Annotated in this window: 21 protein-coding genes; 8 read left to right on the plus strand and 13 right to left on the minus strand. The window is 69.3% G+C overall.

The window, feature by feature from the left end:
* Positions 1 to 35: 35 nt before the first annotated feature.
* The 3 genes from AC16DP_RS00145 (at position 36) to AC16DP_RS00155 (ending at position 3,137) form a co-directional block, all read left to right on the plus strand.
* Complete coding sequence (locus tag AC16DP_RS00145; RefSeq protein WP_329727570.1) at positions 36 to 1,730, plus strand: hypothetical protein; 1,695 nt, start codon at positions 36 to 38, stop codon at positions 1,728 to 1,730.
* Between the two features lie 14 nt (positions 1,731 to 1,744).
* Complete coding sequence (locus AC16DP_RS00150) at positions 1,745 to 2,419, plus strand: hypothetical protein (RefSeq protein WP_329727571.1); 675 nt, start codon at positions 1,745 to 1,747, stop codon at positions 2,417 to 2,419.
* A 61-nt stretch (positions 2,420 to 2,480) separates the two neighbouring features.
* Positions 2,481 to 3,137: a hypothetical protein gene (locus AC16DP_RS00155; protein ID WP_483956596.1), complete on the plus strand. Its 657-nt coding sequence runs from the start codon at positions 2,481 to 2,483 to the stop codon at positions 3,135 to 3,137.
* Positions 3,138 to 3,203: 66 nt separating this feature from the next.
* Here the strand turns inward: AC16DP_RS00155 and AC16DP_RS00160 are convergent, their stop codons facing one another.
* Positions 3,204 to 4,043 carry a hypothetical protein gene (locus AC16DP_RS00160; protein ID WP_329727573.1) on the minus strand — a complete coding sequence of 280 codons (840 nt, stop codon included), beginning with the start codon at positions 4,041 to 4,043 and terminating at the stop codon, positions 3,204 to 3,206.
* Positions 4,040 to 4,294, minus strand: coding sequence for a hypothetical protein (locus tag AC16DP_RS00165; protein ID WP_329727574.1), 255 nt, complete (start codon positions 4,292 to 4,294; stop codon positions 4,040 to 4,042). The genes AC16DP_RS00160 and AC16DP_RS00165 overlap by 4 nt, the downstream gene beginning before the upstream one ends.
* Before the next feature lie 591 nt (positions 4,295 to 4,885).
* Between AC16DP_RS00165 and AC16DP_RS00170 the strand changes: the two genes are divergently transcribed.
* Both AC16DP_RS00170 and AC16DP_RS00175 read left to right on the plus strand, forming a co-directional pair.
* Positions 4,886 to 5,353 carry a hypothetical protein gene (locus tag AC16DP_RS00170; protein WP_329727575.1) on the plus strand — a complete coding sequence of 156 codons (468 nt, stop codon included), beginning with the start codon at positions 4,886 to 4,888 and terminating at the stop codon, positions 5,351 to 5,353.
* 8 nt (positions 5,354 to 5,361) lie between these two features.
* On the plus strand, positions 5,362 to 5,913 hold the full coding sequence (locus tag AC16DP_RS00175) for a thiol-disulfide oxidoreductase DCC family protein (protein ID WP_329727576.1): 552 nt from the start codon (positions 5,362 to 5,364) through the stop codon (positions 5,911 to 5,913).
* A 3-nt stretch (positions 5,914 to 5,916) separates the two neighbouring features.
* Here the strand turns inward: AC16DP_RS00175 and AC16DP_RS00180 are convergent, their stop codons facing one another.
* The 4 genes from AC16DP_RS00180 to AC16DP_RS00195 all read right to left on the minus strand — a co-directional run bounded on the left by AC16DP_RS00180 (position 5,917) and on the right by AC16DP_RS00195 (position 11,757).
* Positions 5,917 to 6,489 carry a nucleotidyltransferase family protein gene (locus tag AC16DP_RS00180; protein ID WP_329727577.1) on the minus strand — a complete coding sequence of 191 codons (573 nt, stop codon included), beginning with the start codon at positions 6,487 to 6,489 and terminating at the stop codon, positions 5,917 to 5,919.
* Positions 6,486 to 7,595: an XdhC family protein gene (locus AC16DP_RS00185; RefSeq protein WP_329727578.1), complete on the minus strand. Its 1,110-nt coding sequence runs from the start codon at positions 7,593 to 7,595 to the stop codon at positions 6,486 to 6,488. The genes AC16DP_RS00180 and AC16DP_RS00185 overlap by 4 nt, the downstream gene beginning before the upstream one ends.
* 219 nt (positions 7,596 to 7,814) lie before the next feature.
* Positions 7,815 to 9,416, minus strand: a complete 1,602-nt coding sequence (locus AC16DP_RS00190) for a golvesin C-terminal-like domain-containing protein (RefSeq protein ID WP_329727579.1) — start codon at positions 9,414 to 9,416, stop codon at positions 7,815 to 7,817.
* 94 nt (positions 9,417 to 9,510) lie between these two features.
* Positions 9,511 to 11,757, minus strand: coding sequence for a YfhO family protein (locus AC16DP_RS00195; protein WP_329727580.1), 2,247 nt, complete (start codon positions 11,755 to 11,757; stop codon positions 9,511 to 9,513).
* A gap of 176 nt (positions 11,758 to 11,933) precedes the next feature.
* Here AC16DP_RS00195 and AC16DP_RS00200 point away from each other — a divergent pair, with 176 nt between their 5' ends.
* Positions 11,934 to 12,695: a 2OG-Fe(II) oxygenase gene (locus AC16DP_RS00200; RefSeq protein ID WP_329727581.1), complete on the plus strand. Its 762-nt coding sequence runs from the start codon at positions 11,934 to 11,936 to the stop codon at positions 12,693 to 12,695.
* A gap of 12 nt (positions 12,696 to 12,707) precedes the next feature.
* On the opposite strand, the gene AC16DP_RS00205 is transcribed toward AC16DP_RS00200, so the two are convergent.
* Genes AC16DP_RS00205 through AC16DP_RS00220 form a run of 4 tightly spaced genes read right to left on the minus strand, consistent with a single transcriptional unit; the run spans position 12,708 to position 17,012 of the window.
* Positions 12,708 to 13,271, minus strand: a complete 564-nt coding sequence (locus AC16DP_RS00205) for a hypothetical protein (RefSeq protein WP_329727582.1) — start codon at positions 13,269 to 13,271, stop codon at positions 12,708 to 12,710.
* Positions 13,272 to 13,283: 12 nt separating this feature from the next.
* Positions 13,284 to 14,879, minus strand: coding sequence for a hypothetical protein (locus tag AC16DP_RS00210; protein WP_329727583.1), 1,596 nt, complete (start codon positions 14,877 to 14,879; stop codon positions 13,284 to 13,286).
* 19 nt (positions 14,880 to 14,898) lie between these two features.
* Positions 14,899 to 16,158: a glutathionylspermidine synthase family protein gene (locus AC16DP_RS00215; RefSeq protein WP_329727584.1), complete on the minus strand. Its 1,260-nt coding sequence runs from the start codon at positions 16,156 to 16,158 to the stop codon at positions 14,899 to 14,901.
* Complete coding sequence (locus AC16DP_RS00220; RefSeq protein ID WP_329727585.1) at positions 16,155 to 17,012, minus strand: DUF350 domain-containing protein; 858 nt, start codon at positions 17,010 to 17,012, stop codon at positions 16,155 to 16,157. Before AC16DP_RS00220 ends, AC16DP_RS00215 begins: the two co-directional genes overlap by 4 nt.
* 163 nt (positions 17,013 to 17,175) lie before the next feature.
* Here AC16DP_RS00220 and AC16DP_RS00225 point away from each other — a divergent pair, with 163 nt between their 5' ends.
* Positions 17,176 to 17,865 (plus strand): GNAT family N-acetyltransferase, encoded by a 690-nt coding sequence (locus AC16DP_RS00225; RefSeq protein ID WP_329727586.1) that lies wholly within the window; start codon positions 17,176 to 17,178, stop codon positions 17,863 to 17,865.
* On the opposite strand, the gene AC16DP_RS00230 is transcribed toward AC16DP_RS00225, so the two are convergent.
* A complete protein-coding gene (locus AC16DP_RS00230) occupies positions 17,838 to 18,692 on the minus strand; it encodes a hypothetical protein (RefSeq protein WP_329727587.1) in 855 nt (284 codons plus the stop codon). The two genes, AC16DP_RS00225 and AC16DP_RS00230, sit on opposite strands and share 28 nt — an antisense overlap.
* Positions 18,693 to 18,821: 129 nt before the next feature.
* Here AC16DP_RS00230 and AC16DP_RS00235 point away from each other — a divergent pair, with 129 nt between their 5' ends.
* Positions 18,822 to 19,838, plus strand: a complete 1,017-nt coding sequence (locus AC16DP_RS00235) for a tetratricopeptide repeat protein (RefSeq protein WP_329727588.1) — start codon at positions 18,822 to 18,824, stop codon at positions 19,836 to 19,838.
* Between the two features lie 23 nt (positions 19,839 to 19,861).
* Here the strand turns inward: AC16DP_RS00235 and AC16DP_RS00240 are convergent, their stop codons facing one another.
* Positions 19,862 to 20,260, minus strand: coding sequence for a hypothetical protein (locus tag AC16DP_RS00240; protein WP_483956597.1), 399 nt, complete (start codon positions 20,258 to 20,260; stop codon positions 19,862 to 19,864).
* Positions 20,261 to 20,315: 55 nt separating this feature from the next.
* Positions 20,316 to 21,230 (minus strand): DUF2381 family protein, encoded by a 915-nt coding sequence (locus tag AC16DP_RS00245; protein WP_329727590.1) that lies wholly within the window; start codon positions 21,228 to 21,230, stop codon positions 20,316 to 20,318.
* Positions 21,231 to 21,253 lie beyond the last annotated feature (23 nt).

Below are 21,253 nucleotides of genomic sequence, written 5' to 3' on the forward strand. Positions count from 1 at the left end.
GTGCTCCGGTGGACTCCGCGGAGAGGGACTCCTTGATGACACGCAGGACGTGCGGGCGGGCCGTGGCGGTGGGGCTCGCGGTGTTGCTGGCGCAGGGATGCTCCACCGTGTCGCACACGGGGCGGAGTGGCTTCTCCCTGCCGGAGCGCGCGTCGTCTCCGGGTGAGGCCACGTTTGTCTCCACCCAGTGGAGCAGCTCTTCCCCCGAAGACAGAAGCGAGGATGCCGAGGCACGGCGAGCGGAGGTGGAGTGGGCACTGGCGCGGATGTGGGAAGTCGCCAGTGGAGTGGAGCAGGTGGGCACGGTGCTGGAGTTCACCTTCTGGGTGGAGCGCGGGGCCTTCACGCTGCTGTCCCAGCACCGGAGCGCAGCGGGAGGGGAGAAGGGCCAGCCAGCGAAGGCGGAGTCCTTCACGCGGGAGCTGCGAGGGTTGCTCGCCGTGCTCGCCGAGACGCGCACGGGAGCGCTGGTTTTCACATTGCACCGGGAGCGGAGCCGCTGGCGGGTGGACTCCGCGGCGGCCTCCCGGGAGGAGCCCCCGGAGGCGAGGAAACATCCGGCGCGGCGCATGGAGACCACCGCCGGGCCGCTCCTGGCGGTGCAGGCCATGACGAAGCAGGTGGTGCGCCTGCTCCAGGTGCCCGCGGGCGCTTCGGCGCGGATGACGGTGGAGCTCACCCTGGAGGATGACCGGCTGACGGGCTGGAAATCGGGGCCCTACCAGGCCGGGTCAGGTGGCGGGGTGCGCCCCGCGGATGGGTGGACGGCGCAGTCCCTCACCCTGGCGGTATTGCCCTTCACGCGGGGACTGGGCCCCCGCACGGTGCGGGTGGAGCTGTCCGGGACGCATGAGGGGGCGAGCGCCACCTCGCACTGGTGGGTGGAGCGGGCGGAGACGTTGCGGCCGGCGCCTCCGGACGAGGCGGTGGAGGACGTGCTGCGCGAGTACCGCCGGCTGCACGCGGAGATCTTCCACCGCTACCGCGAGGAGATGGTGGACTCGGTGAAGCTGGCGGGCGCCTTCACCCTGGAGCAGGTGGCCCTCTGCGCCATCGGAGGACTGGTGGGCAAGGGCCTGCACGTCGCCTTCGAGGCGTTGGCGCCCACGGTGATGCGAGTGGTGACTCGGGGCGGCACCGCGGGGATGCGCTGGTTGCGCACGCAACTCGTCCGGGCGGGGCGCAAGGACCAGGAGCTGTTGCGGCGGCTCTTCGTAAGGGTGGAAACGGAGGGCTTCGACTCCCTCTCCACCGCCGAACGCAAAGAGCTCACCGAACTCCTGCGGCGCATGGAGCAGTCGCTCACCGTCAAATTGAAGGACAAGCCAAAAGATGCACTTCGTGCCAAGGCTCAACAGGACTTCTATGGCATCTTCCATCCCGAACTGGCCGCAGTGCTGAAAGGCTCCCGGGGAGAACGATATGACATCCACCACCTCATTCCCCTGGAGTATGCCCACCTCTTCCCCGAGTTGGACATCAATGCCGCCGCCAACCTCAAGGCCTTGGGCAAGCCCGTTCATGAGGGCATCAACAAGCTGTGGAATCTCTTCCGCATGGAGGTTGGCGACAGGGCCAGTCCCGAGCAGGTTCGACAGATGACAGCCATCACCCGGCGACACTTCGAGAGCTGGTTCAACAAAGTCTACGAGCCGAGCCAGTCAGACGCTCTGTTCCAACGGGCCATGACGGCGGCACTGGATGACGTCCGAGCCCTGGTTCCGAAGTAACAGGAAAGATACGCATGACGAACGATACTTCATTGCCTGGACTCGACCGGCTGCTAGCGACCTGTGAGAAGTATTCCGTCCAAGTCAATACTAGAAAGCCTTGGGGAGGAGCGTCGGACGCGGGTACTCTCCTCTTGGGTCTGCCGCTTGACCCGATGCTGGCCGCCTTCTATTCACGATTGGGCGGGCTTCATCTTGACTTCGATCTTTTCGTGGAACCCTGTGACGAGCAGGTGAACGGCATCCTCATGGCGAATGAGGAGGTCCAGCCCTATTGGCCCGAGCCATTTCGCTCCCTTGTCATCTTTGGATGCCGGGAGGCGTCGGCCTATCGCTATGCCACGGTTCCGAGTCTGGCGGATGCGCAAGGCTTGCAACCAGTCGTCAAGGTCGACCCCTACGAGGATTTCTACGCCCTTCCCATTGCCTCCAATGTGGACCGCTTCTTCGACACCTACGCTCGTTATCTGGAACTCGTCTACATGGACCCAGAAATCCGGGAGGAGCGGGGAGCCTGGCCCGTTTTTCCCTGGGACGTGCCGGAGCTCATTGCCACGGACCGGACGTTGATGCGCATGCTGGTAGAAGGACGCTTCGACTTCCTGATGTTTCGGCAGGGAGTCGGTGCCGAGAGGACCCACGAGGAAATCCGGGAGTGGATCGCTCAACTCCGGGCCGTGAGCACGTGATTTGGACGCGGACGGATGTGTTGCGAGGTGAAGAGGAGTGACGCATATGACGGACGTTCCCATGCCCGGATTGGAGCGGCTGCTGGCGGCCTGCGAGAAGTACCCCGTCCAAGCCAAGACTCGAAAGCCCTGGGGAGGAGCGCCGATCGCGGGTTCTTTCCTGTTGGGTCGGTCTTTCGACCCGATGCTGGCCGCCTTCTATTCACGGCTGGGTGGGCTCCTGCTCGATTCCGGCCTCTATGTCAACGCATGCGATGAGCAGGTGAATGGCATCCTCATGGCCAACGAGCGCGTTCAGCGGCAATGGCCCGAGCCGTTCCGGTCCCTCCTCGTTTTCGGAGGCCAGGAGGCGCTGGCCTATACCTATGCCACGATTCCGAGCTTGGCGGATGCGCAGGGCCTCCAACCCGTCGTCGAGATCGACTCCTACGAGGACATCTACGCGGTTCCTATCGCCTCCAATGTGGACCGTTTCTTCGATGCCTACGCCCGCTACTTGGAGCTCATCTACGAGACGCCCGAATTCAGGGACTGTCCCGATGCGAGGCCCCTTTTCCCCAATGAAGTGCCGGAGATCATCGCCACCGACCGGACGCTGATGAACATGCTGGTGGAAGGCCGCTTCGACTTCCTGATGTTCCGGGAGGGAGTTGATGCCCAACGGCGTCACGCGGAAATCCGGGAGTGGATCGCTCAACTCCGGGCCGTGGGCAAGTGAGTTGCCCAGCAGCGCATCGACTGCACGGACTGGAGTGACCTGTTCACATGTGGAGAGCGTTGCGCCTCATTCATCCCTATCGGAGGTACTCCCTTCAGCCTGCTGCTCCTTCTCCCTCTCCTCGATTCTCTTCTTCTCCTGCTCCCAACCCTTCAGGATGGAGATGGGATGAAGTGTGCTGTGAGCGATTCTCCGGTGATGAATGGCGATGTAGTGCTCACCCGCGATCTGGACGAATACCCAGATGGGCGGCGCCGGTTGGTTCGCCCACCACGCCTCCGCTTCCGCGCGGGTGGCGAATACCGCTGCTGGAGGCGGAAACCCTCGCGACGTGACGGCCTCGATGAATCGTTCCAGGGTGTACTGGCGCTCGAATCCACGCACGGCCCTGTCACGAAAGTAGAAGAGTTCGAGATAGTCGTCCCCCACGAGGACGTGGGCACTGCTCGGCGGCTCGGCGAGATTGTTCAGCCACGCCTCTGCCTCTTGCCGTGTGTCGAAGCGGGCGATGACGGGCGGCGGATTCCCGTAGAACGTCTCGAGATAGTCGTAGAAGTCGTCCTGCTGGCCGGTTGAACGAATGAACTCGAGTTCGTCGATGGCGATTTGAACGAGATGCTGGTCGCTGGGGGACTGCTGGGAATCGCGAATCCGTGAGAGGATCTCCCGTGCCTGGGTGAGTCGCTCGCTGTACTCACCGCTCCAATCGGAGGCCTCGGCAGGGGGACGATCCGCGGCGGCGCGCCCGAGGTAATCCTCGAAGCGATACACCTGACCCGTGCGCCAGATGTAGAAGTTCGCCTCTTGGATCAAGCGATACAGTGATTCCTCCTCACGCGTCCGTGTCGCTCGCCAGCGGTTGGCGACCAACATCCCGGCATTCGAAAGCAGCTCGAAGATCGTCACGGCTTCACCGCCAGCATTCGGAACGTGGGCATCGGGCTTGACGAAGCCATGGCCATGAGGGGCAACAGCGCGAGCCCACCACCCCCAGAGCCCACGAAGACGGCGACGAAAGCAACACCCGCGATGACCACGACAGCCCCTACGAGGAGGGTGGTGCGGTTCTCCTTGACCCATTCGATCGCGGGCTCGATGGCTTCGAATTTCACGGGCTCGGGCTCCACGTCGTGCAGGCAGTTCGCCAGTTGCTTCATACAGGCCCCTTCACAGTATGAGTATTTGCCAGTGCGCCATGGGCCATGAATACGGGAGTCGTATACATACTTGCTGACCTGACGTATCCGCGTGCTGGCGAGACACTCTGGGACGCAGACGTCGTACTCGTGCCGGCACTCCTCGGCCGTGAACGAGGCGGTAACGACCCGTCCGTAGAACCCGTTGGCGTGGACCTGGCTTTGGTACGCGTTCAGCTCGAACCCAGCGACCGGCCGCCAGCTGTGGGTGACCTGTCCGTCCGGTTGTTGCGTGATGAGAAGGACGTATCTGGCCAGGTCCTCGGGGCCTGTGGGCCCGGTGGCTGACGCACGTGTCGTGCCGCAGGCCACGAGGAGGAGGGCGAGACTCAACGCGGTGGCTCGCTGGGTGACAGATGTCGTTCTCATGAGGGGGGCCCTGTAGTGAATCCCGCGTGGATCGCACACTTCCTCGCCGCGAGCACGTGAATAAAAAGCCGCCCCGCAACCGCGAAAATTCCTTCCGGTACTCCCTGATGGAAGGGGAGGGCGGCGCCAACCCACAGGGGCACTGGAGCCCCGGACGGCCGCGCTCCCCGAGGGAGACGTGTCATGGAGCCGACCTCGCTGGCGACCCCCGTACCCGAGTCCAGCCACTTCATGGTGGTGGCCTACCTCCTCTACCTCGGAGTGAGCATCGGGCTCACGGTGTGGGTGGCGAAGACACTGCAACGCAACGGTGCACACTTCCTTCACGACGCCTTCCTGGGCAAGGAGCGTCTGGCGGACTCGGTGAACCACCTGCTGGTGGTGGGCTTCTACCTGATGAACATCGGCTACGTGTCCCTGTCGCTCAAGGAGCACCGCACCATCTGGACCGTGCAGGAGATCATCGAGCTGGTCTGCACCAAGGTGGGCTGGGTGATGGTGGTGCTCGGCGCCATGCACTTCTTCAACCTGTATGTCTTCAACCGCATCCGCCGCTCGAGCCAGGTGCGTCACCAGCCGCCGCCCGTGCTGCCGCGCGAGTTCACCCGGGTGGCCGTGCCGCAGCAGACCCCCGTGTCCGAGGGCGTGTGAGGCCCGTCATGCGTGCCCTCAGCGTGCTGTATGACGAGACATGTGGCTTCTGCGTGAGCTGTGCCCGATGGCTGGAAGCGCAGCACACACTGGTGGAGCTCGAGTGCCTCCCGGCGGGAGGCGAGGCGGCGGCGAGTCGCTTTCCCGAGCTGCGCCGCTCGGCCTCCAAGGAGGAGCTGGTGGTGGTGGACGACGAGGGAGGCGTCTACCGCGACACCCACGCATGGTTGATGGTGCTGTGGGCGCTGGAGGACTACCGGGCCTGGGCGCAGCGCCTGTCCCGGCCCGCGTTGATGCCGCTCGCGCGCAATGCCTTCGAGCTGCTCTCCAGCAACCGCCGCAAGCTGTCCGGCTGGCTGCACCTGGAGGACGAGGCGGTGCGGCGGCACCTGGAGCGCGAGGCCGGGCCTCCCGGTGCTCCGAAGTGCGCCCCGGGCGACGCGGCCTGCCGCCTGCCGCGCAGGGTGCGATGTGAGGGGTGCGGCCGGCCCATGGCGGAGGGACGTACCGCCTGTCCCCACTGCCTGGCGGACGTGGTCCGCGCGATGGAGCCGGGCTGAACGTCAGGTGGAGAGCCGGGAGAGGTCCGCGGCCGTGTCCACGTCCTCACTCCCTCCCGGCAGGGGCACCTCCACCACGCGCGAGGGCTCCCGGACGATGACCTTGCGCGCCCCCTGGTCCGCCTCGAGTGCCTCCAGCTCGGGACGCAGCGCGCGGGAGAACAGCGCGGGCACACCCCGTGCCCCGTCGTAACCCGAGGCCACGATGGGCGAGCGTGTCCGCGCGAAGGTGTCCACCAACCCCCTCAAGTGCGCGGAGTCGACCCGGAGCTGATCGCACAGCAGCACCAGCACCGCCTCCACCTCGGGCAGGGCCCTCACGCCCACGCTCAGGGAGCGGCCCATCCCCACCTGCCACTCCGGGTTGTCCACCGTCCGCACCGGCACGTCCGCGAGCTCCGCGGCCACCGCCTCGCCATGCGCTCCCACCACCACCACCACCGGCTCGCAGCCCGCGGCCACGGCGGCCTCGGCCGCACGGCGCACCAGCGTCCGTCCCTCGTGCACCAGCAGCTGCTTGGGGCGCCCCAGCCGCGAGGAACCCCCCGCGGCCAGCACCACCGCGCCCACCTTCACGCGAGCCTCCGCGCCGCCGGTGACGGGGCGTCCGCGTGGATGGGGGCCTGCCGCTCGCGCAGCTTGCCGCCCTCGCGCCGCGCCAGCACGGCCCTCAGCTCGGCCACGATGGAGAGCGCCACCTCCTCGGCGCCCTCGGCTCCCACGTCCAGTCCGATGGGCGCGTGCAGCTTCTCCAGCTGCGCGGGAGCCGGGGCGGGGGACAGCTCCCCCAGCACCCGGTCCGTGCGCGAGCGCGGCCCCAGCACCCCCAGGTACCGCAGCGGTTGCGGCACCAGCCGGGCGAGCAGCTCGCGATCCTGCGGCAGGCTGTGCGTCATCACCACCGCGAGCGTGCGCGGCGAGAGGGCCACCGTGTCGAGGATGTCCCGGGCCTTCGTCGCCACCACCGCATGGGCCCGGGGAAAACGCTGCCGCAGCAGCTCCGCGGGCTTGTCCGCCACCACCGTGACGTGCCAGCCGAGGCTCGCGGCCTGCACCACCACCGGCGCCACGTCGAAGCCGCCGCCGAACAGCACCACCGGGGGCGGCGGATCCACCACCTCCACCAGCACCTCCGCGCCGCCGCACGGGCCACTCCAGGTACGCCCCGCCTCGAGCGCCTCGCCGGCCGCGGCCCGCACCGCGTCTCGCAGCGGCCCGGACAGGTTGCTGGCCTCCTCGCCGTCCTCGCGCAGCAGCAGCCGCGCGCCCACCTCGCCCCCCCGGTACACCGTGGCGATCACCCCGCGCTGGGCCCGCTTCCTCGCCTCCTCCGCGAAGGCGAGCGCATCCACCGGCCCGGGCTCGCAGCGCTCCAGCAGGATGTCCACCACGCCGTTGCACCCGAGCGCGAACGTCAGGCCGTCCTCGTCCTCGGTGCTGTCCACGGTGGAGTCGTAGCGCAGCACGTGCGGGCCGCCGGACGTCCAGAAGAAGGCCTTGCGGACCACGTCCCGCTCGAGGCACCCGCCGCTCACGCCTCCGGCGAGCCGGCCCTCCTCGGCCATCAGCATGCGCGCCCCGGGCCGCCGGTACGCCGAGCCGGACACGGCCACCACGGTCGCCAGCACCAGCGGCCCCCGCGCGCGGGCCCGGGCACGCAGGATCTCCTCCAGTTCCTTCACGGTGTGTCTTCTCCCGCCGCTCCCGATGTCGTGGGAGCGAGGGGCGGCACTCTACCACCCGGGCTCTCGACGCGGAGACGCATCTCCGGCGGAAAGCAGACGGGCGGACAAGGCCTGGGCCCCTGCTCGGGAAGGGGAGCCTGGAGGGCCCCCCGTTTCCCGCCGGAGGCCCCGGGGCCTCATGCCGCGCCCGGGACCTCCCTCACGTCACCACCGGACCTACCGGACCTGGATGGCGTCCGCGACGACCACGAAGCCGTCGGCGGCCCAGCGGCTCAGCTGCACCTTGTTCCAGCCGGCCGGGAAGCTCCACGTGCCGAGCGTGTTCCACGCGCCACCGCCCGTCTGCTGGTTCTTGTACACCGTGGCCAGGTTGGTGCCGCTGGCGTTGGTGATGATGTAGGGCGCGGCCGCCGAGCGGTTGGTGCCCGACGTCCACCGCGCGTCGATCGTCTTGGTGGCCGCCGACGGCAGGTAGAAGAAGAAGACCGCCGGCTCGGAGACCGCCGCCGTCGAGGCGTACAGGTAGTTGGAGCCGTAGTAGCCCGCCGTCGAGGTCGTGGCCGTCCAGGTCCCCGTCAGCTGGATGTAGCCCTTGCTGGTGTCGTTGGCGGCGTTGTTGTTGTCGATGATCAGACCCGTCGCCGGGGGCGGGGTGCCGTCACCGCAGTAGGACTTCACCTTGCTGATGTACGTGGACCACGGCCAGTTGGGGCCCGGGTCCGTGCGGTTGTACGGCTGCAGCCGGCCGTGCGCCACGATGTGGTAGCTGTCACGCACCACGGTGCGGTCGCGCGAGATGTCGCACGAGAGCTTCGCCGAGGCGTCGATCTGCCCCGTGGGGAAGGACGACTGGCTGGCGTAGCCGCCGTGCTCGATGCCCACCGAGAAGTTGTTCACCGACGAGCCGTTGAGGCCGCACATCACGCTGCCGTTGAGGCCGCAGTCGTAGCTGGCCGCCACGTGCCAGGCGCGGTTCGTCTCGGCCACCAGCTGGGTGATCTCCGAGCCGCTCTCGTTCACCACGTAGTGCGCGCTGGCCCCGGCCGACGAGTTGGTCAGCCAGCTCCAGCAGCCCGAGTAGCCACCCTCGCAGGTGTGGATGACGATCATCGAGATGTCCGTGCCCGACGGACGCGCGTTGTAGTTGGGCGAGGCGCGGAAGATGGCCGGGGCGTAGTCCGCGCTCATCGAGCGCACCATGTCCGGCGAGGGGAACTTCGCCTGCGCCTGGGTGGGCATCAGCGACACGGCCAGCTCGCCCGCGGGCGTCTGGGCCACCGCACCCTTGCGGAGGATGTCATACACGCCCTGGTGGACGTACTGGGCCTGCGCCTCGGCGTTCTCGATGCCGCTGAGCTTCGCGGCGGCCGGGGCCCACGCGCCCACGTCCGCACGGTCCACCTTCAGCGCGTCCGCGTACGAGGACAGCAGCGCCGCGGCGGCCCGGATGTTGGCCGTGGGGTCGGTGCGCGCCGCCTCCTCGGTCACTCCCGCCAGGCGCGCGCCCTCGGCGAGCTTCTCGCCGCGCAGGGCCATCAGGCCGTACGCCGCTGGCATGCCCTCGAACTCCACCTCGCCCCGCACCATCTCCCACCGGGTCTCGGTGTAGGAGATGGCCTTGAGCAGGTCGGCCGGAACGCCGAAATCAGCGCCCGCCTTCGCGAAGGCGGCGTCCAGCTGGTACGGGGTCCGCTCGGCCTCGGGACGAACGTCCTCGTGCGCGGCCGGCGTCTGGGGGGCGGTGGGCTCCTGGGGACCGCAGGCCGCCAGGGCGAGCGCGGCGGCCAGGGTGGCCAACGGCTTGGACAGGGTCTTCATGCACACTCCTCGGGGGGGGAACGGGGGACGACGCGAGGAGGATGCATATTCTTGGGCCTCATAGGAAGACCCTTTTTTCAGGAAAACTTAGATTTCAAGACATCGGACGAATCCGGTGCCAGGGCCACCGCCACAGCAGCAGGAGGGTGAGGAGCACCAGGGAGAGCGCACTGAGGGTCATGCCGGCGGTCAGTCCCGGCGCCTCGTAGCGGAACACCACCTCGTGCGTGCCCGCCGGGACGCGCACGCCCCGCACCACCAGGTTGACGCCGAGGATGGGGGCGGGCTCGCCTCCCACGGTGGCGCTCCAGCCCGGGCTGTGCAGGTCGTTGAGGACGAGCACTCCGGGGGCCTCGGCCTGGACGGCCACGCGCACCTCCTCGGGGGCATACGCGGTGACGCGGGCCGAGCCGGTGGCGGGAGGCCCGGGAGGCTCCGCCCACCCGGGGACGAGCACGGTGCCCCGCTCCAAGGTGGCGAGCTGCTCCACCGGCGCCCTTCCTGGCTCCAGCGCCCGGGGCGCGCCGAGCCAGGCCCGGGGCCAGACCTGGGGCACCTCGAAGAGGAACACGCCCGTGCTCGTCCGTCCGCGCGGCTGGAAGCCCAGCTTCACCAGGTCCGGCCCGTAGGATTCCAGGGTGAGCGCCGCGCCCACGTTCAAGCGGGGCGCGAGCGCCTGCACCCAGGCGAGCCCCGCATCGAGGATCTCCGGGAGCCGCGGGGGGTGTCCCTGGAAGTAGAGGTCGGGCACCTCGATGCCGTAGGGGCCTCCCATCAGGGCGATCAGCGCGTCGCGATCGAGATCCACCCGGCGCCGCTCGGCCTCGGTGGCGAAGCCGCTCTCGTCGAGTTGAAGGGTGCCGAGGCCGAGATTCATGACGCGCTTCTGTCCGAGCCCCACGCCCATGGCCCGCAGCGGCTCGACGGTGACGGGGGGCGAGGCGGAGTCCTCGAGGGGCCGCACGTCCAGGGCGGGCAGGCTGCTGGAGGTGGTCTCCAGGAGCACCAGGGCGAAGAGGACGGGGCCGCGCAGTCCCGCGTTGACCCGCGTCAGGAGCGCGCACAGGGCCAGGACGCCGGCGCCGAAGGCGAGCGAGAGGCCCAGGTCCCCCAGGTAGCCGCCGGCCTCGGCGGAGAACGCGCCCGCGGCGCCGAGGGCTCCCACGGCGAGCAGTCCCAGGCCGCCCGCGGCGAAGGCGGTGGGGCGCCAGCGTCCCTCCAGGGCGCGGCTCCAACCGAGCGCGGCGAGCACGGCCCAGGGCACGAGGAAGAAGGGGACCAGCTTCTCCGGCCAGCGGAAGCTGTCGAGCAACGGGAGGACGGCATAAGCGAGCCGGTAGAGGCCGCCGTACCTGCCGAGCGCGAGCAGCAGCCCCACCAGCGCGAGGCCCCCGAGCACTCCGCGCACGCGCCGGGACACGCCCGGGTGCAGCAGTCCGAACACGGCGAGGCAGGACACCAGGGCACTGCCGCCGAGGGCCTCGGCCCACAGGAGGTAGCCGGGGACGGAGCCGAAGAGGGCCTGGGCCCGGCCCGGGGCTCCCAGCGGAGACAGGCCCGGCAGGAGGAGCTCGGGCAATCGGAGCGGGTGGAGTGACCAGTACGTCGCGTCCTCCCAGCTGACGCCCCCGGCACGAGCGCTCGACTGCAGCAGCTTCCAGGAAGGCAGGAGCTGGGCCGCGCACACCCCCGCGAGCAGCACCGCGCACACCGCGGAGCCGGCGAGGTAGGGCCGCCAGCGTCCCTCGGCCAGGGCCAGTCCGAAGCACCCCGCGGCCAGGGTGAAGAGGTAGGCCCCCTGGAGGTCGCCGATGAGCAGCGTGGACGCGCTCGCGCCGAGTGCCAGCAGGAGGTGGGCGCGGTCCCAGCCGCGGAGCGCCACGCGGCCGAAGGCGTAGAGCTGCACCGGCAGGACGGCCGCGCCCCACAGGTAGACGATGTTGGCCGTCTCCGAGGTGAGGTAGCCGCCGAGCGCATAGGCCACCGCCGCCGCCGCGCTGCCCCCGCGCGTGGCGCCGAGCAGGCGGGCCAGCCGCCAGGTGCCCCAGGCCGCGAGCGCCACCGCGCACAGGCTCTGCACGGTGATGACGAGCTCCGGACGCAGCAATACGGACAGCCACGTCAGCGGGTGGAGCACCCCGCACACCGCCTGGGCATGGAAGGGGCTCCCGAGCGATTCATAGGGGAACCAGGAGGGGAACTCTCCGGCGCGCAGCCGCTCGCCCACGTAGGCCCGGCACGGCACCATCATCCGCCACGTGTCGCGCCGGTAGAGCTGCTGTCCCAACCAGAGCGGGGCGTAGAAGCCCGCCAGCACCAGCGCCACCACTCCGGGGGCCACGCGCTCGAAACCGCCCTGCCTCGACTCCTGTTCGTTCTCCAGAATGCGCTCCTTGCCTCGCGGAGGGGAACCATAGCCTTTCCACTCCGCGCGGATGTTGTCGGGAGGTGGACGGGGTGGCTCTTTTTCGAGGGGCGCTTGACGCTCCGTCGGGAGCCACGCATCGTCCCCCCACCATGGCCGTGCCCCCTCGTGCCACGGTAGCCGAGTGCTCGTGGGAGTCCCTGCGCTCGGGTACCTCGGACTTCCTCTCCGTGCTCGATGCGCACCTGGGCGTGCGCATCCCCGGTTTCCTGCCGCCCTCCGAGTGCGCCGCGCTCGCGCGCCGTGTGTACGCGGGCCGGCCGTTCTGGATCTCCGATTTCGACGGCGTGCAGTTCTCCCTGGGCCGCGCCTGGTACACGCACCTCGAGCAGGATCGCGAGGAGGAGTACTTCGCCAACGCCCGCACCTCGGACGCGGTGGTGGAGCGGATGCTGCCGGGCCTGCAGGGCCGTCTGTGCGAGGCCATCTCGACGCTGGTGGGAGCGCCCGCCGTCAAGCGCGAGGGCTGGTGCGGCCCCGGCGTCCACATCTTCCCGGCCGGCGAGTGGCTCTCCCACCACGGGGGAGACGTCCACTACGACAACGAGGGCCTCTCCGAGGAGCAGTGTGCCCGCCGCTCGCGTGCGCTGACGCTCGTGCTGATGCTCCAGCCGCCGGAGTCGGGCGGGGCGCTCCGCCTGTGGGACGTCACCTTCGCGGGGACCGACGACGTCTCCGAGCAGGAGCTCCAGTCCCCGCGCGCGGATGTGGACTACCGGGTGGGGGAGCTGCTCGTGCTCAACAGCTACCGGCTGCATCAGATCCAACCCTTCACCGGCACGCGCGACCGCATCTCGGCCACGGCGCACGCGGCGCTGGATGAATCGGGCTCGTGCTGGGAGGTCTGGTTCTAGGCCCGCGCGCCGTCAGGTGAGCTGGCGCAGGTAGTGGAAGTTCCCGCCCGACAGATCCTCCTTCGTGAGGCCGCAGGCGGGGTCGTCTCCCGGCAGCAGGTACACGACGTCGGACTTCACGTGCAGGAAGTTGAGCAGCCCGGGCCCCTTGAGCAGGTGATGGAAGGTGTTCTTCTTCCAGAGCTTCGCCTCGGCGATGTCGCAGTGCGCGCCCAGCCGGTGGTCGCTCGTGCTGCCGTTCTGCAGCAGCAGCGCCAGGGTGCACGCGAGGTAGCGCGGAGTCCCATCCTCGGGGGCCGGCTCGGTCCGGGCCTCCTTGCCCTGCAGCCCGTCCACCCAGTCCTGGAAGTCCTTGGGCGCGCGGGCCGGGTCATCCCAGTAGTCCCACACGCCCATCTCGAAGCGGTCGGACTGCCGGCGCAGCACGCTGCAGACGCGGCCGTAGAAGTCGTGCATCCGCGCGTAGTTGGTGCGCTCGGGTGAGGAGCGGATGATCTTGTGCAGCTCGCGGTACGTGGAGTCGTCCGGGCCCTGGAGCTCCAGCACCACCTGCATGGAGAAGACGGAGTAGTTCATGCGCCGCTCCTGTCACCCGCCCGAGGAGGAGTAGCTCGAGGATCGGCTCCACGAGCTGCGTGAGGAGAACGCCGGGCCGAGGATGGCGCGGCTGTTGCTCGACGTCCGCATGGCCACCTTGCCGAAGCCGGCGGGGAAGGGCCGGAAGGCACCGGTGGCTCCGCGGGGGATGGCGGAGAACATCGTGGTGCGCCGCTTCGGCTCATAGGCATACCCCTTCGAGACATTCTGGGGCACCTGGGGCACGTCCTTCGCCGAGAGGATGCCGGCCGAGGGGAGCCCGTGCACCAGGCCGGTGCTCATGCGGGTGCGGCCCCAGGGGTAGATGAACCAGAAGGAGTCGTGCGCCGTGCGCGAGCCCCCGTAGTACCAGGGGCGAGTCCCCGAGGCCGTCCCCGCCGCGACGGGGCCCGGGGTTCCGCCGTCCGAGGCGGTGCGCGCGGTGGCTCCGGCGTCGGTGCCCGCGTCGGTGCCGGCGTCGGTGCCCGCATAGGGCCGGGCCGGGGGGAGGCTCGCGGCGGCCATCGCGGAGGTGCCCCCGTCCATGGGCGTGCCCCCGTCCATGGGCGTGCCCCCGTCGGGAGTGCCCGTGCCCGGGCCCGTGGCCACGGCGGGCGGGGCGGGCTCGGGCTGGAAGTCCTTGGCCGCCACCAGCTTCACGTCCAGGCCCGCGGTGCGCCAGGCCACGAAGTCCTCGTTGAGATCGTCCAGCTCCTGCGACTGCCCCTTCCCGCCGGGGACGACGTACAGCACGTGCTGGATGCCCAGCTTGCGCAGCTGCTCGGCGGAGGGCATGCGCGCCATGTAGCGGTTGTCGAACTCCCGTTCCTGGTCGTCGTAGGGCGCCAGCCGCGGACGATCGAGCACGAACACCGGAGGCGCGGGGAGCGTGCGCTTGTTCGCGAGCCCCCGGAGCGTGGGTTGGTAGTACGTCGCCGCGGCCAGCGTGAGGTGCGCCGGCACGACGCCCACCGGGTGCGGCCAGTTGTCGAAGGTGAAGACGGGCTCGAAGCGCTCGGCCAGGGCGGTGGCGAAGGCGATGGCCTCGGGGCCGGGCAGGTCCACCAGCACGGCCGTGGCGCGCGCCGTCTCCGGCTGCTCCGCGAAGAGGGCGGCCAGGGCCTGGCCCTGCTTGAACGCCGTGTCCATCTCGGGCGTGAAGATGGGGCGCAGCGCGAGGGCCAGCGAGCCGGCGGAGCTGGAGGACATCGACTGGAAGAGCGTGGCCTGGTAGAAGGGCTTGAGCGCGTCCTGCCTCGGCGTCATCTCGGTGGCGAGTGACTTGAGATCCTCGGGCTTGAGGGGAACCTTGACCGGGTTGGCGAAGGTGAGGCTGTCGCCCGTGGCGCCGAAGTTCCACCCGCGCTCGCGCTGCATCTGCAGGGCGTCGTGGAGCTCCAGGTACTCGTCCTCGCCCGAGCCGGCGAGCACGAAGCCTCCCACGGCCACCGCGCCGCCGAACACCGCGAGCGCCTGGAGGGCCCTGCGCCGGGAGACGGGGTCGCTCATCGCCGAGAGGCCCTCGTTCCACCACTGCGCGCCGACGAGGCCCGGTTGCCGGGTCATCACCTTGCGGTGGAAGGGGTTCGGGTCGGTCTCGCTGCTCATCGTCTCGTCTTCCTTCCCTTCACGGAGTGACCAGCACCGGAGTGCTCAGCGCGCGCGTGTCGGTGGCGCCCTGCTGCACGCGGGTATAGAGGCCGGCCGCCTCGCCCGCGATCACATAGACGCCGTGGTTGATCATCTCTCCGCCCGCGGTCTCCTCGGCGGCGAAGTAACGCTGGGCCACCCAGCGGCCGGGCACCGCGTGCACCAGCGCGGCATTCCATTCCTGCTGGGGCGTGAAGCGGCCCACCAGCACCTCGTCTCCCTCGGCGCCGTAGTCGGACTTGAGCACCCACGCCTCCCGATCCCTCGCCAGCTCCTCGATGGGGAGCGTCTCCATCCGCACGGTGTACGGGATGTGGGCGCGGATGGTGGCGCGTGCACGGGGGGAGAAGCAGTCGTGCCGCTCCCACATGAAGGCCATGGCCCGCTTGTTCTGCGTGAGCACGGCGCCGAAGGGATTCACCACCACGCACCGGCCCTCCAGGCACGCCTGGAGCACCACGGAGAGCGGGCCGGCCAGCGGCACCATGTCCTCGAAGGGCTCCTCGTCGTCCCAGACGGGGAGCCGCTCGCCCCACCAGTCCGTCTTGTAGTGGCGCAGCAGCACGTCACACGGCTCGCCGAAGAGGCGCACCCGCCCGTCCGGCCCCGGGGTGAGGTTGAAGGGCGAGCCCAGGTGCACCGTCCACCCGCGCGCCTCGAACCACTGGCGGTAGAGCCGCACCAGCCCCAGGTCCTCGGGCATCTCCGTGGGGTAGAGGATGCCCACCGAGAGCTGCTCGGGCGCGGGCACCAGCAGCCGGGCCGCGAGCGACTCCACCAGGGAGCACATGCGCTCGCCCAGCTGCGTGTTGGGGTCCACCGTGCCCGGCCAGGCGGGCTGCACCAGCGGGTTGAGCAGCACGGCCTCGACCTCGCCGGTGGGCGTGTCGCTGTTGAGCTCGCACACCGCGAGCTGCCCGTCCTTCGTGAGGAAGACGTCCGCGCGGGCGAAGCCGTGCCAGAAGGGCTGCGACGCCTGCCACATGAGCTTCTGCCCGGGCGTGAGGGCGAAGAAGCCGTCCAGCACCTCGGGCGAGGCGGCGCACGCCAGCACCAGCTCGTGGTAGACGGCCGCCACGTCCTCGGCGGCCCGGAAGAGCGCGGCCTGTCGCTCGCGGGGGAGGAGGAGGGGCTCGGCGCGGAAGCGGGGCGCGCCCTCCAGCCACGGGTCCGTGACGAGGCCCGTGCGCACCAGGTGCTCGGCGAGTGCCTCGTAGGTGAGGGGCGGCGTGCTCATGCCAGCCGGGTCACCAGAAAGGCGGCGGCGAGGTACGAGACGGCCTCCAGCACGCCCATGCCCAGGTTGCGCTCGGCGGCGATGCCTTGATCCAACCGGCCGCCGCGCAGGGTGAAGCGCGCGCCCAGCAGGAGCGTCTGAACGAAGAGCTGGCGCACCGGGTAGAGCGCCAGGGCGAACACGAGCGCCAGCGCGTAGCCGCGCAGTGAGACCGCCCAACCCTCGAAGGTGCCCTCCACCGCGTGGCCGATGATGAGGGAGAGCGCCACGGTGATGCCCGCGTAGCTGAGGGCCGCGGCGAGGTTCTCCCCGAGGATCTCCTCGGCGTCGTCGTAGGCGGTGAGGGTGCGGAAGAGCATCACGAACAGGTGCAGGGTGACCTGGGCGATGACGACGAAGACGAGCACCACGCCCAGCGTGCTCAGGTCCGTGCCGGACACCGAGCGCGACAGGAGGATGCCGGTGGCGAGGTAGTGCGAGCCGGCGGCGAGTCCGGCGGCGACGTTGCCGCGCTCGACCTCGGCCGCCAGCCGCGCGCGCAGCAGCACCCGCACGCCGAGGTGTCCGAAAACCACGAGCAGCACCAGCGCCGCCAGGCCATAGGCGGACACCCACAGCACGTCATGGCTGATGCTCTCGCCCTGCACGCACCCGGCGACCACCGAGCCGGAGATGAGGAACAGTCCGAGCACCTGGCCCACCTGGACGAGCGCATGGGCCATGTGGCCCTCTTCCATGTCCGCGCGGACGGTGTGTGCGGGAGACAACAGCCGCTGTCCGGCGCGCAGGAGCAGCAGGAGCACGACCGTGGTGATCGCGCCAAAGGCGGGCAGGTAGAGGGGGCGGAGCTCCATGAGGACCGGCATGCTACACCGGACGCCCCGGTAAGCGCCTGGAATCACTTGGCGTGGACGCACCTGCTGTCGGCTGGCTTCCATCCGAGAGGAACAGGCGAGGGGGCGGCTTGCCGCGCTGCGGCATCGAACCCAGGTTGCGCGGACCACGGGGGAGGTCCGCATGCAGCCGTACCGTCGTTTCCATTCTCAGTATCGAGAACGGTTGTCGCTGTCGGACGGGACGTGGGCGGAGCTGCGGATGGTCCGGCCCGAGGACGCGGCGCTGTTGCGAGAGGGCTTCGAGCGGCTCTCCACGCGCTCGCGCTTCCAGCGGTTCCTGTCGGCGAAGCCGAGGCTGTCGGCGGAGGAGCTGAACTACCTGACGAGCGTGGATGGGGAGCGGCACGTGGCCATCGGCGCGGTGACGTGGAGCCCGGGGGGGAAGGAGATGGGGCTGGGGGTGGCCCGGTTCTTCCGCCTGGCGCACGCTCCCGAGGTGGCGGAGGTGGCCATCACCGTGGTGGACGATGCGCAGGGCAAGGGGCTCGGCCGGCTCCTGCTGGACAGGCTGGTGGAGGCCGCGCGCGAGCGGGGTGTGGAGCGCTTCGACTTCCGGGTGCTGGCGGGCAACGTGCCCATGTACAAGCTCGTCCAGACGCTCGCGCCCTGCGAGCCCGAGCAGGACGAGGAGTCGCTGTGCTTCAGCGTGCCGCTGGGGGCGCCCGCGCGGGGAGGCTCGGAGGCGCTGCGCTCGTTGCTGGCGCTGGCGGCGCAGGGGGCGCTCACGCTCATCGGGCCCACGTGCCGGTGGAGGGCCACGTCCCGCGTGCCGCCGCCGGTGGCCTACGAGGAGGAATCCCGCTCCCCTTGAGGAGCATGGTCCCGCTGGAGCTGCTCGAGGAAGGCGGGCGTGAAGACGCCATCCACGCGCAGTGAGTAGCGGAAGAAGGGGGCGGCCTCGACGCCGTGGTAGTCGAAGTCGTTGAACCAGTAGGCGCGGCCGTCCACGTGCGTCTTCTCCTGGCGCTCCTCGTTCCAGAGGTAGAGGCGCTTGTTGCCGCGCGGGCAGACGGTGATGAAGTGGTCGGGGGCGGTCTGGTCCTCGGGCTCGCCGTCGCGGTGGACGGTGCCGTGGTCGTTGGCGTTGAGCCCGAGCAGGGTGCAGCGGCCGATCTCCTGGAAGGGGAGGGACTTCACGAAGGCCACGGTGCGGGGGAAGTAGAGGCGGGCCTCGCGGGTGAAGTCCTTGCCGGCGCTGGTGCTCTTCTCGCTCCAGTAGCCACCGGGGACGAGCTCGTAGAAGACCTTCCAGGGGAAGTAGACGCCGTGCTTGAACTCGAGGAAGCGCATCTGCTCGCGGGTGAGCGGGTGGTCTCGCTCCTCGCCGAACTCGTACGCATGGCGGCGGCGCGCGTCGAAGGCGCCGGGGTCGCTTCCGAGCGAGACGAAGGTGGCGAACTCCTTCTCGGAGAAGCCGCGGATGACCTGGCCGTAGTCGATGTAGGGGTCCTCGGCGAGCGAGGGCGGGACGATGCCCATGGCCTTGTGACTGCCACCCGTGTAGCTGGTGCCCACCTGGGCGAGCGCGTAGCAGATTTCGTCATCGAGCGAGGCGAGCGGGGCCAGGTCGAGGTAGGGCTCGAGGTTGATGAAGGGGCGATCCCAGATGCCCACGAGACCGTTGCGTGCGCCTGCCATGGCGTGTCCGTCCGACTCCGGGCCTTGGAAGGGAGGCCCTGTTCCGGGGCGCAGGATACGTCCCCGGGGGCGGAGCGGGAACGCCTGTGGAGGCCGGGCTTCCCACGGTAGGCTGGCCCGGTTCACCCCATGCCCTGGCTCGCCCTCGCACTTCTCGCCGTGATTGCCGTGCTGCTGCGGCAGCCGCTCATCGGCGCGCTGTTGGCGCTGGCGGAGGCGTGCAGCTTCCAGTGGGGGGCCTATCGCGGCACGCTCCGCCTCACCCGGGCCATCGGGATGCTGGGGGCCGATGAGTTGACGTGGCGGTCGCTGCGGCAGCTCCAGGTGCATGCCCGCGAGGCGCTCGGACAGACGGCACGGGCCGTCGAGGGGGCGCGGCGCCTCGCGGACGAGGCGAGGAGCGTGGGCGATTGGAGTCTCGCCAACACGGCCATCAACACCTTCATCAACGCGGGCCTCTACCAGGAGGCGTTGGAGGTGGAGCGGCGGTGGGAGCCCCAGGAGGTGGACGACCCGGAGGCGCAGGGAGCCGACGAGGAGGAGGCCCTGGCGCGGTTCAACCTCTGCGAGGCGCTCTACAACCTGGGTGAGTGGGAGGCGGCTCGGGAGCGGCTCCGGGCGGTGGAGGAGTCACCGGCCGGGGAGCCGCTGCTCCGGCATGCGATCCTCATGCAGCGGGCGTGGATTCAAGCGCACACCGGGAAGGGGGCCGAAGCGCTCGAGACGCTGGAGCGGTTGAACCGTGAGGACATTCCCCGGGTGTATTGGAGCGAGGTGGCCTTCACGCGGGCCGCGGCGTTGCTGGCGCTGGGGCGGTACGACGAGGCGGGGAACGAGGTGAGGGCGGGGCTGAAGCTGGCGCGGCGGGTGGCGAGCACGAGGAACGGGCTGTTCATGCTCGGGCACATCGCGCTGGCTGCGGGGCGGTTGGAGGAGGCCGCGCGTCACTTCGAGGCCGGTGCGGCGCACCCGTACCAGGGGCAGGGTGGGGGCGCGCTGCTGGCGTGGGGTGATTGTCTCGAGAAACTGGGCCGGGGTGAACGGGCCCGCGAGGCGTGGAGGCGGGTGCTCGAGAGAGATCCACAGAGCGCCGCGGCGCGCGAGGCGGCTTCGAGGCTCGGGCATGCGGGGTTGCACACCACATGAAGACTTCACGCCAGCAACATTCTTCAACCTTCAGCGAAGATCTCGATCATCACTACTTGGAGTTGCTCAAGGAGAAGGCGCCCTATGAGCGATGCAAGCGCGAACTCCTCGAGCTGGAGAAGCACTGGCTCCAAAAGGCAAAGACCGCTGCGCAGCGCCTCGCGGTGCAGCGCGTTATTGCGAATACCCTCCTGACCGAGGCGTACGGTGACAGGATGCCGTGGAAGGAGTTTGGCCGGTGGCTTCGTCGTCTGCGACAACTCGGCTTCCGAGATCTGGGCATGCGCGTCCACGTCACCTGCCTCTACGTGCAGTCCCTCCACCTCTTTCCTCGGCAGGCCCGCGAGGCGTGGGAAATGTTGGAGGATGCCGAGCGCAGAGTGCGCCGACTCCGTCGAGAGAACCCTCTGCGCGAGGAACACACCGAGGCCATCACACACGCGAGGAAGGCCGCCAGGGTGCCGCCTCCCCCTCCTTCTACGGGAACGTCAAACCGTGCACGGTGATTCCGCGTGAGTTTTCATCCCTCAGCCACAGCGTCAACTCGCCACGGCCCTCGGTCCGCGGTGCGTCCACCTCCAAGATGACCGAACCTTCGCTGTTGGGCCCAATGGGATTCTCCTGCCGGAGTTTCATCCTCCCTACCTCATGGCCCTGGGCGTCCACCAGCGAGCCCACAGCGGCTGTCCAGGGCTCTGGGCTCGAGTTCTTCAGCCACAATTCCGCTGCCATGCTCTTGTCCGAACGGTAGCCGAAACCCCACTCATAGGTCAGTACCCCCTCGGAGCGGACGAACTCCTTCTTCTTGAGTTCTTGGCACTCAACGCCCTTCTTGCTGAGCATCTGGTTGGCGATCAGGCCCAGCAGCCCGCTCGACTGCTCGAGTCTGACCTGTAGCTGAACGAGCCTGTCTCGTGTCCGCTCGAGCTCGTCGAGCAGTTGCCGGGTCTTTGCCTGCTCCTGAGCTATTTCGAGCAGCAGGGCCTCTCGGGGGCGTTCGTCGCGGTACACCTCCACCTGGTGTGTGGCGCGTCCCGGGTAGCCGACCAGCGAGAAGGTGACACGCTGTTGGGTCGAGCCCTCCCCCAGCGTTGCTGTCAGCCGGAGGCGCTCGCCCTTCACCAGGTCTGGTGGGGGCAGGAGGCTGAGCGTGCTGCGCCCTCGTGTCAGCTCCTGGAAGCGTACTTCGTCTTGCAACTCCACCTTCACGAGCGAGTCGAAGACGAAGTTCGTCATGAGTCCTGGGCTGATGCAGATTTCCGGGGCCGCTGCCACAGGTACCAACGCAAGCTCGACGTGCTGCAACTGCTTGCACACCGCGTCGATGGGCGGCTGGATCAGCGGTGTTCCTTGCTGAAGCACGAGAAGCAGGATGAAGGAAGGGGAGGGCACGGGCAGCCTTTTGCAGCACGGGT

It is taken from the genome of Archangium sp., from assembly GCF_057119385.1.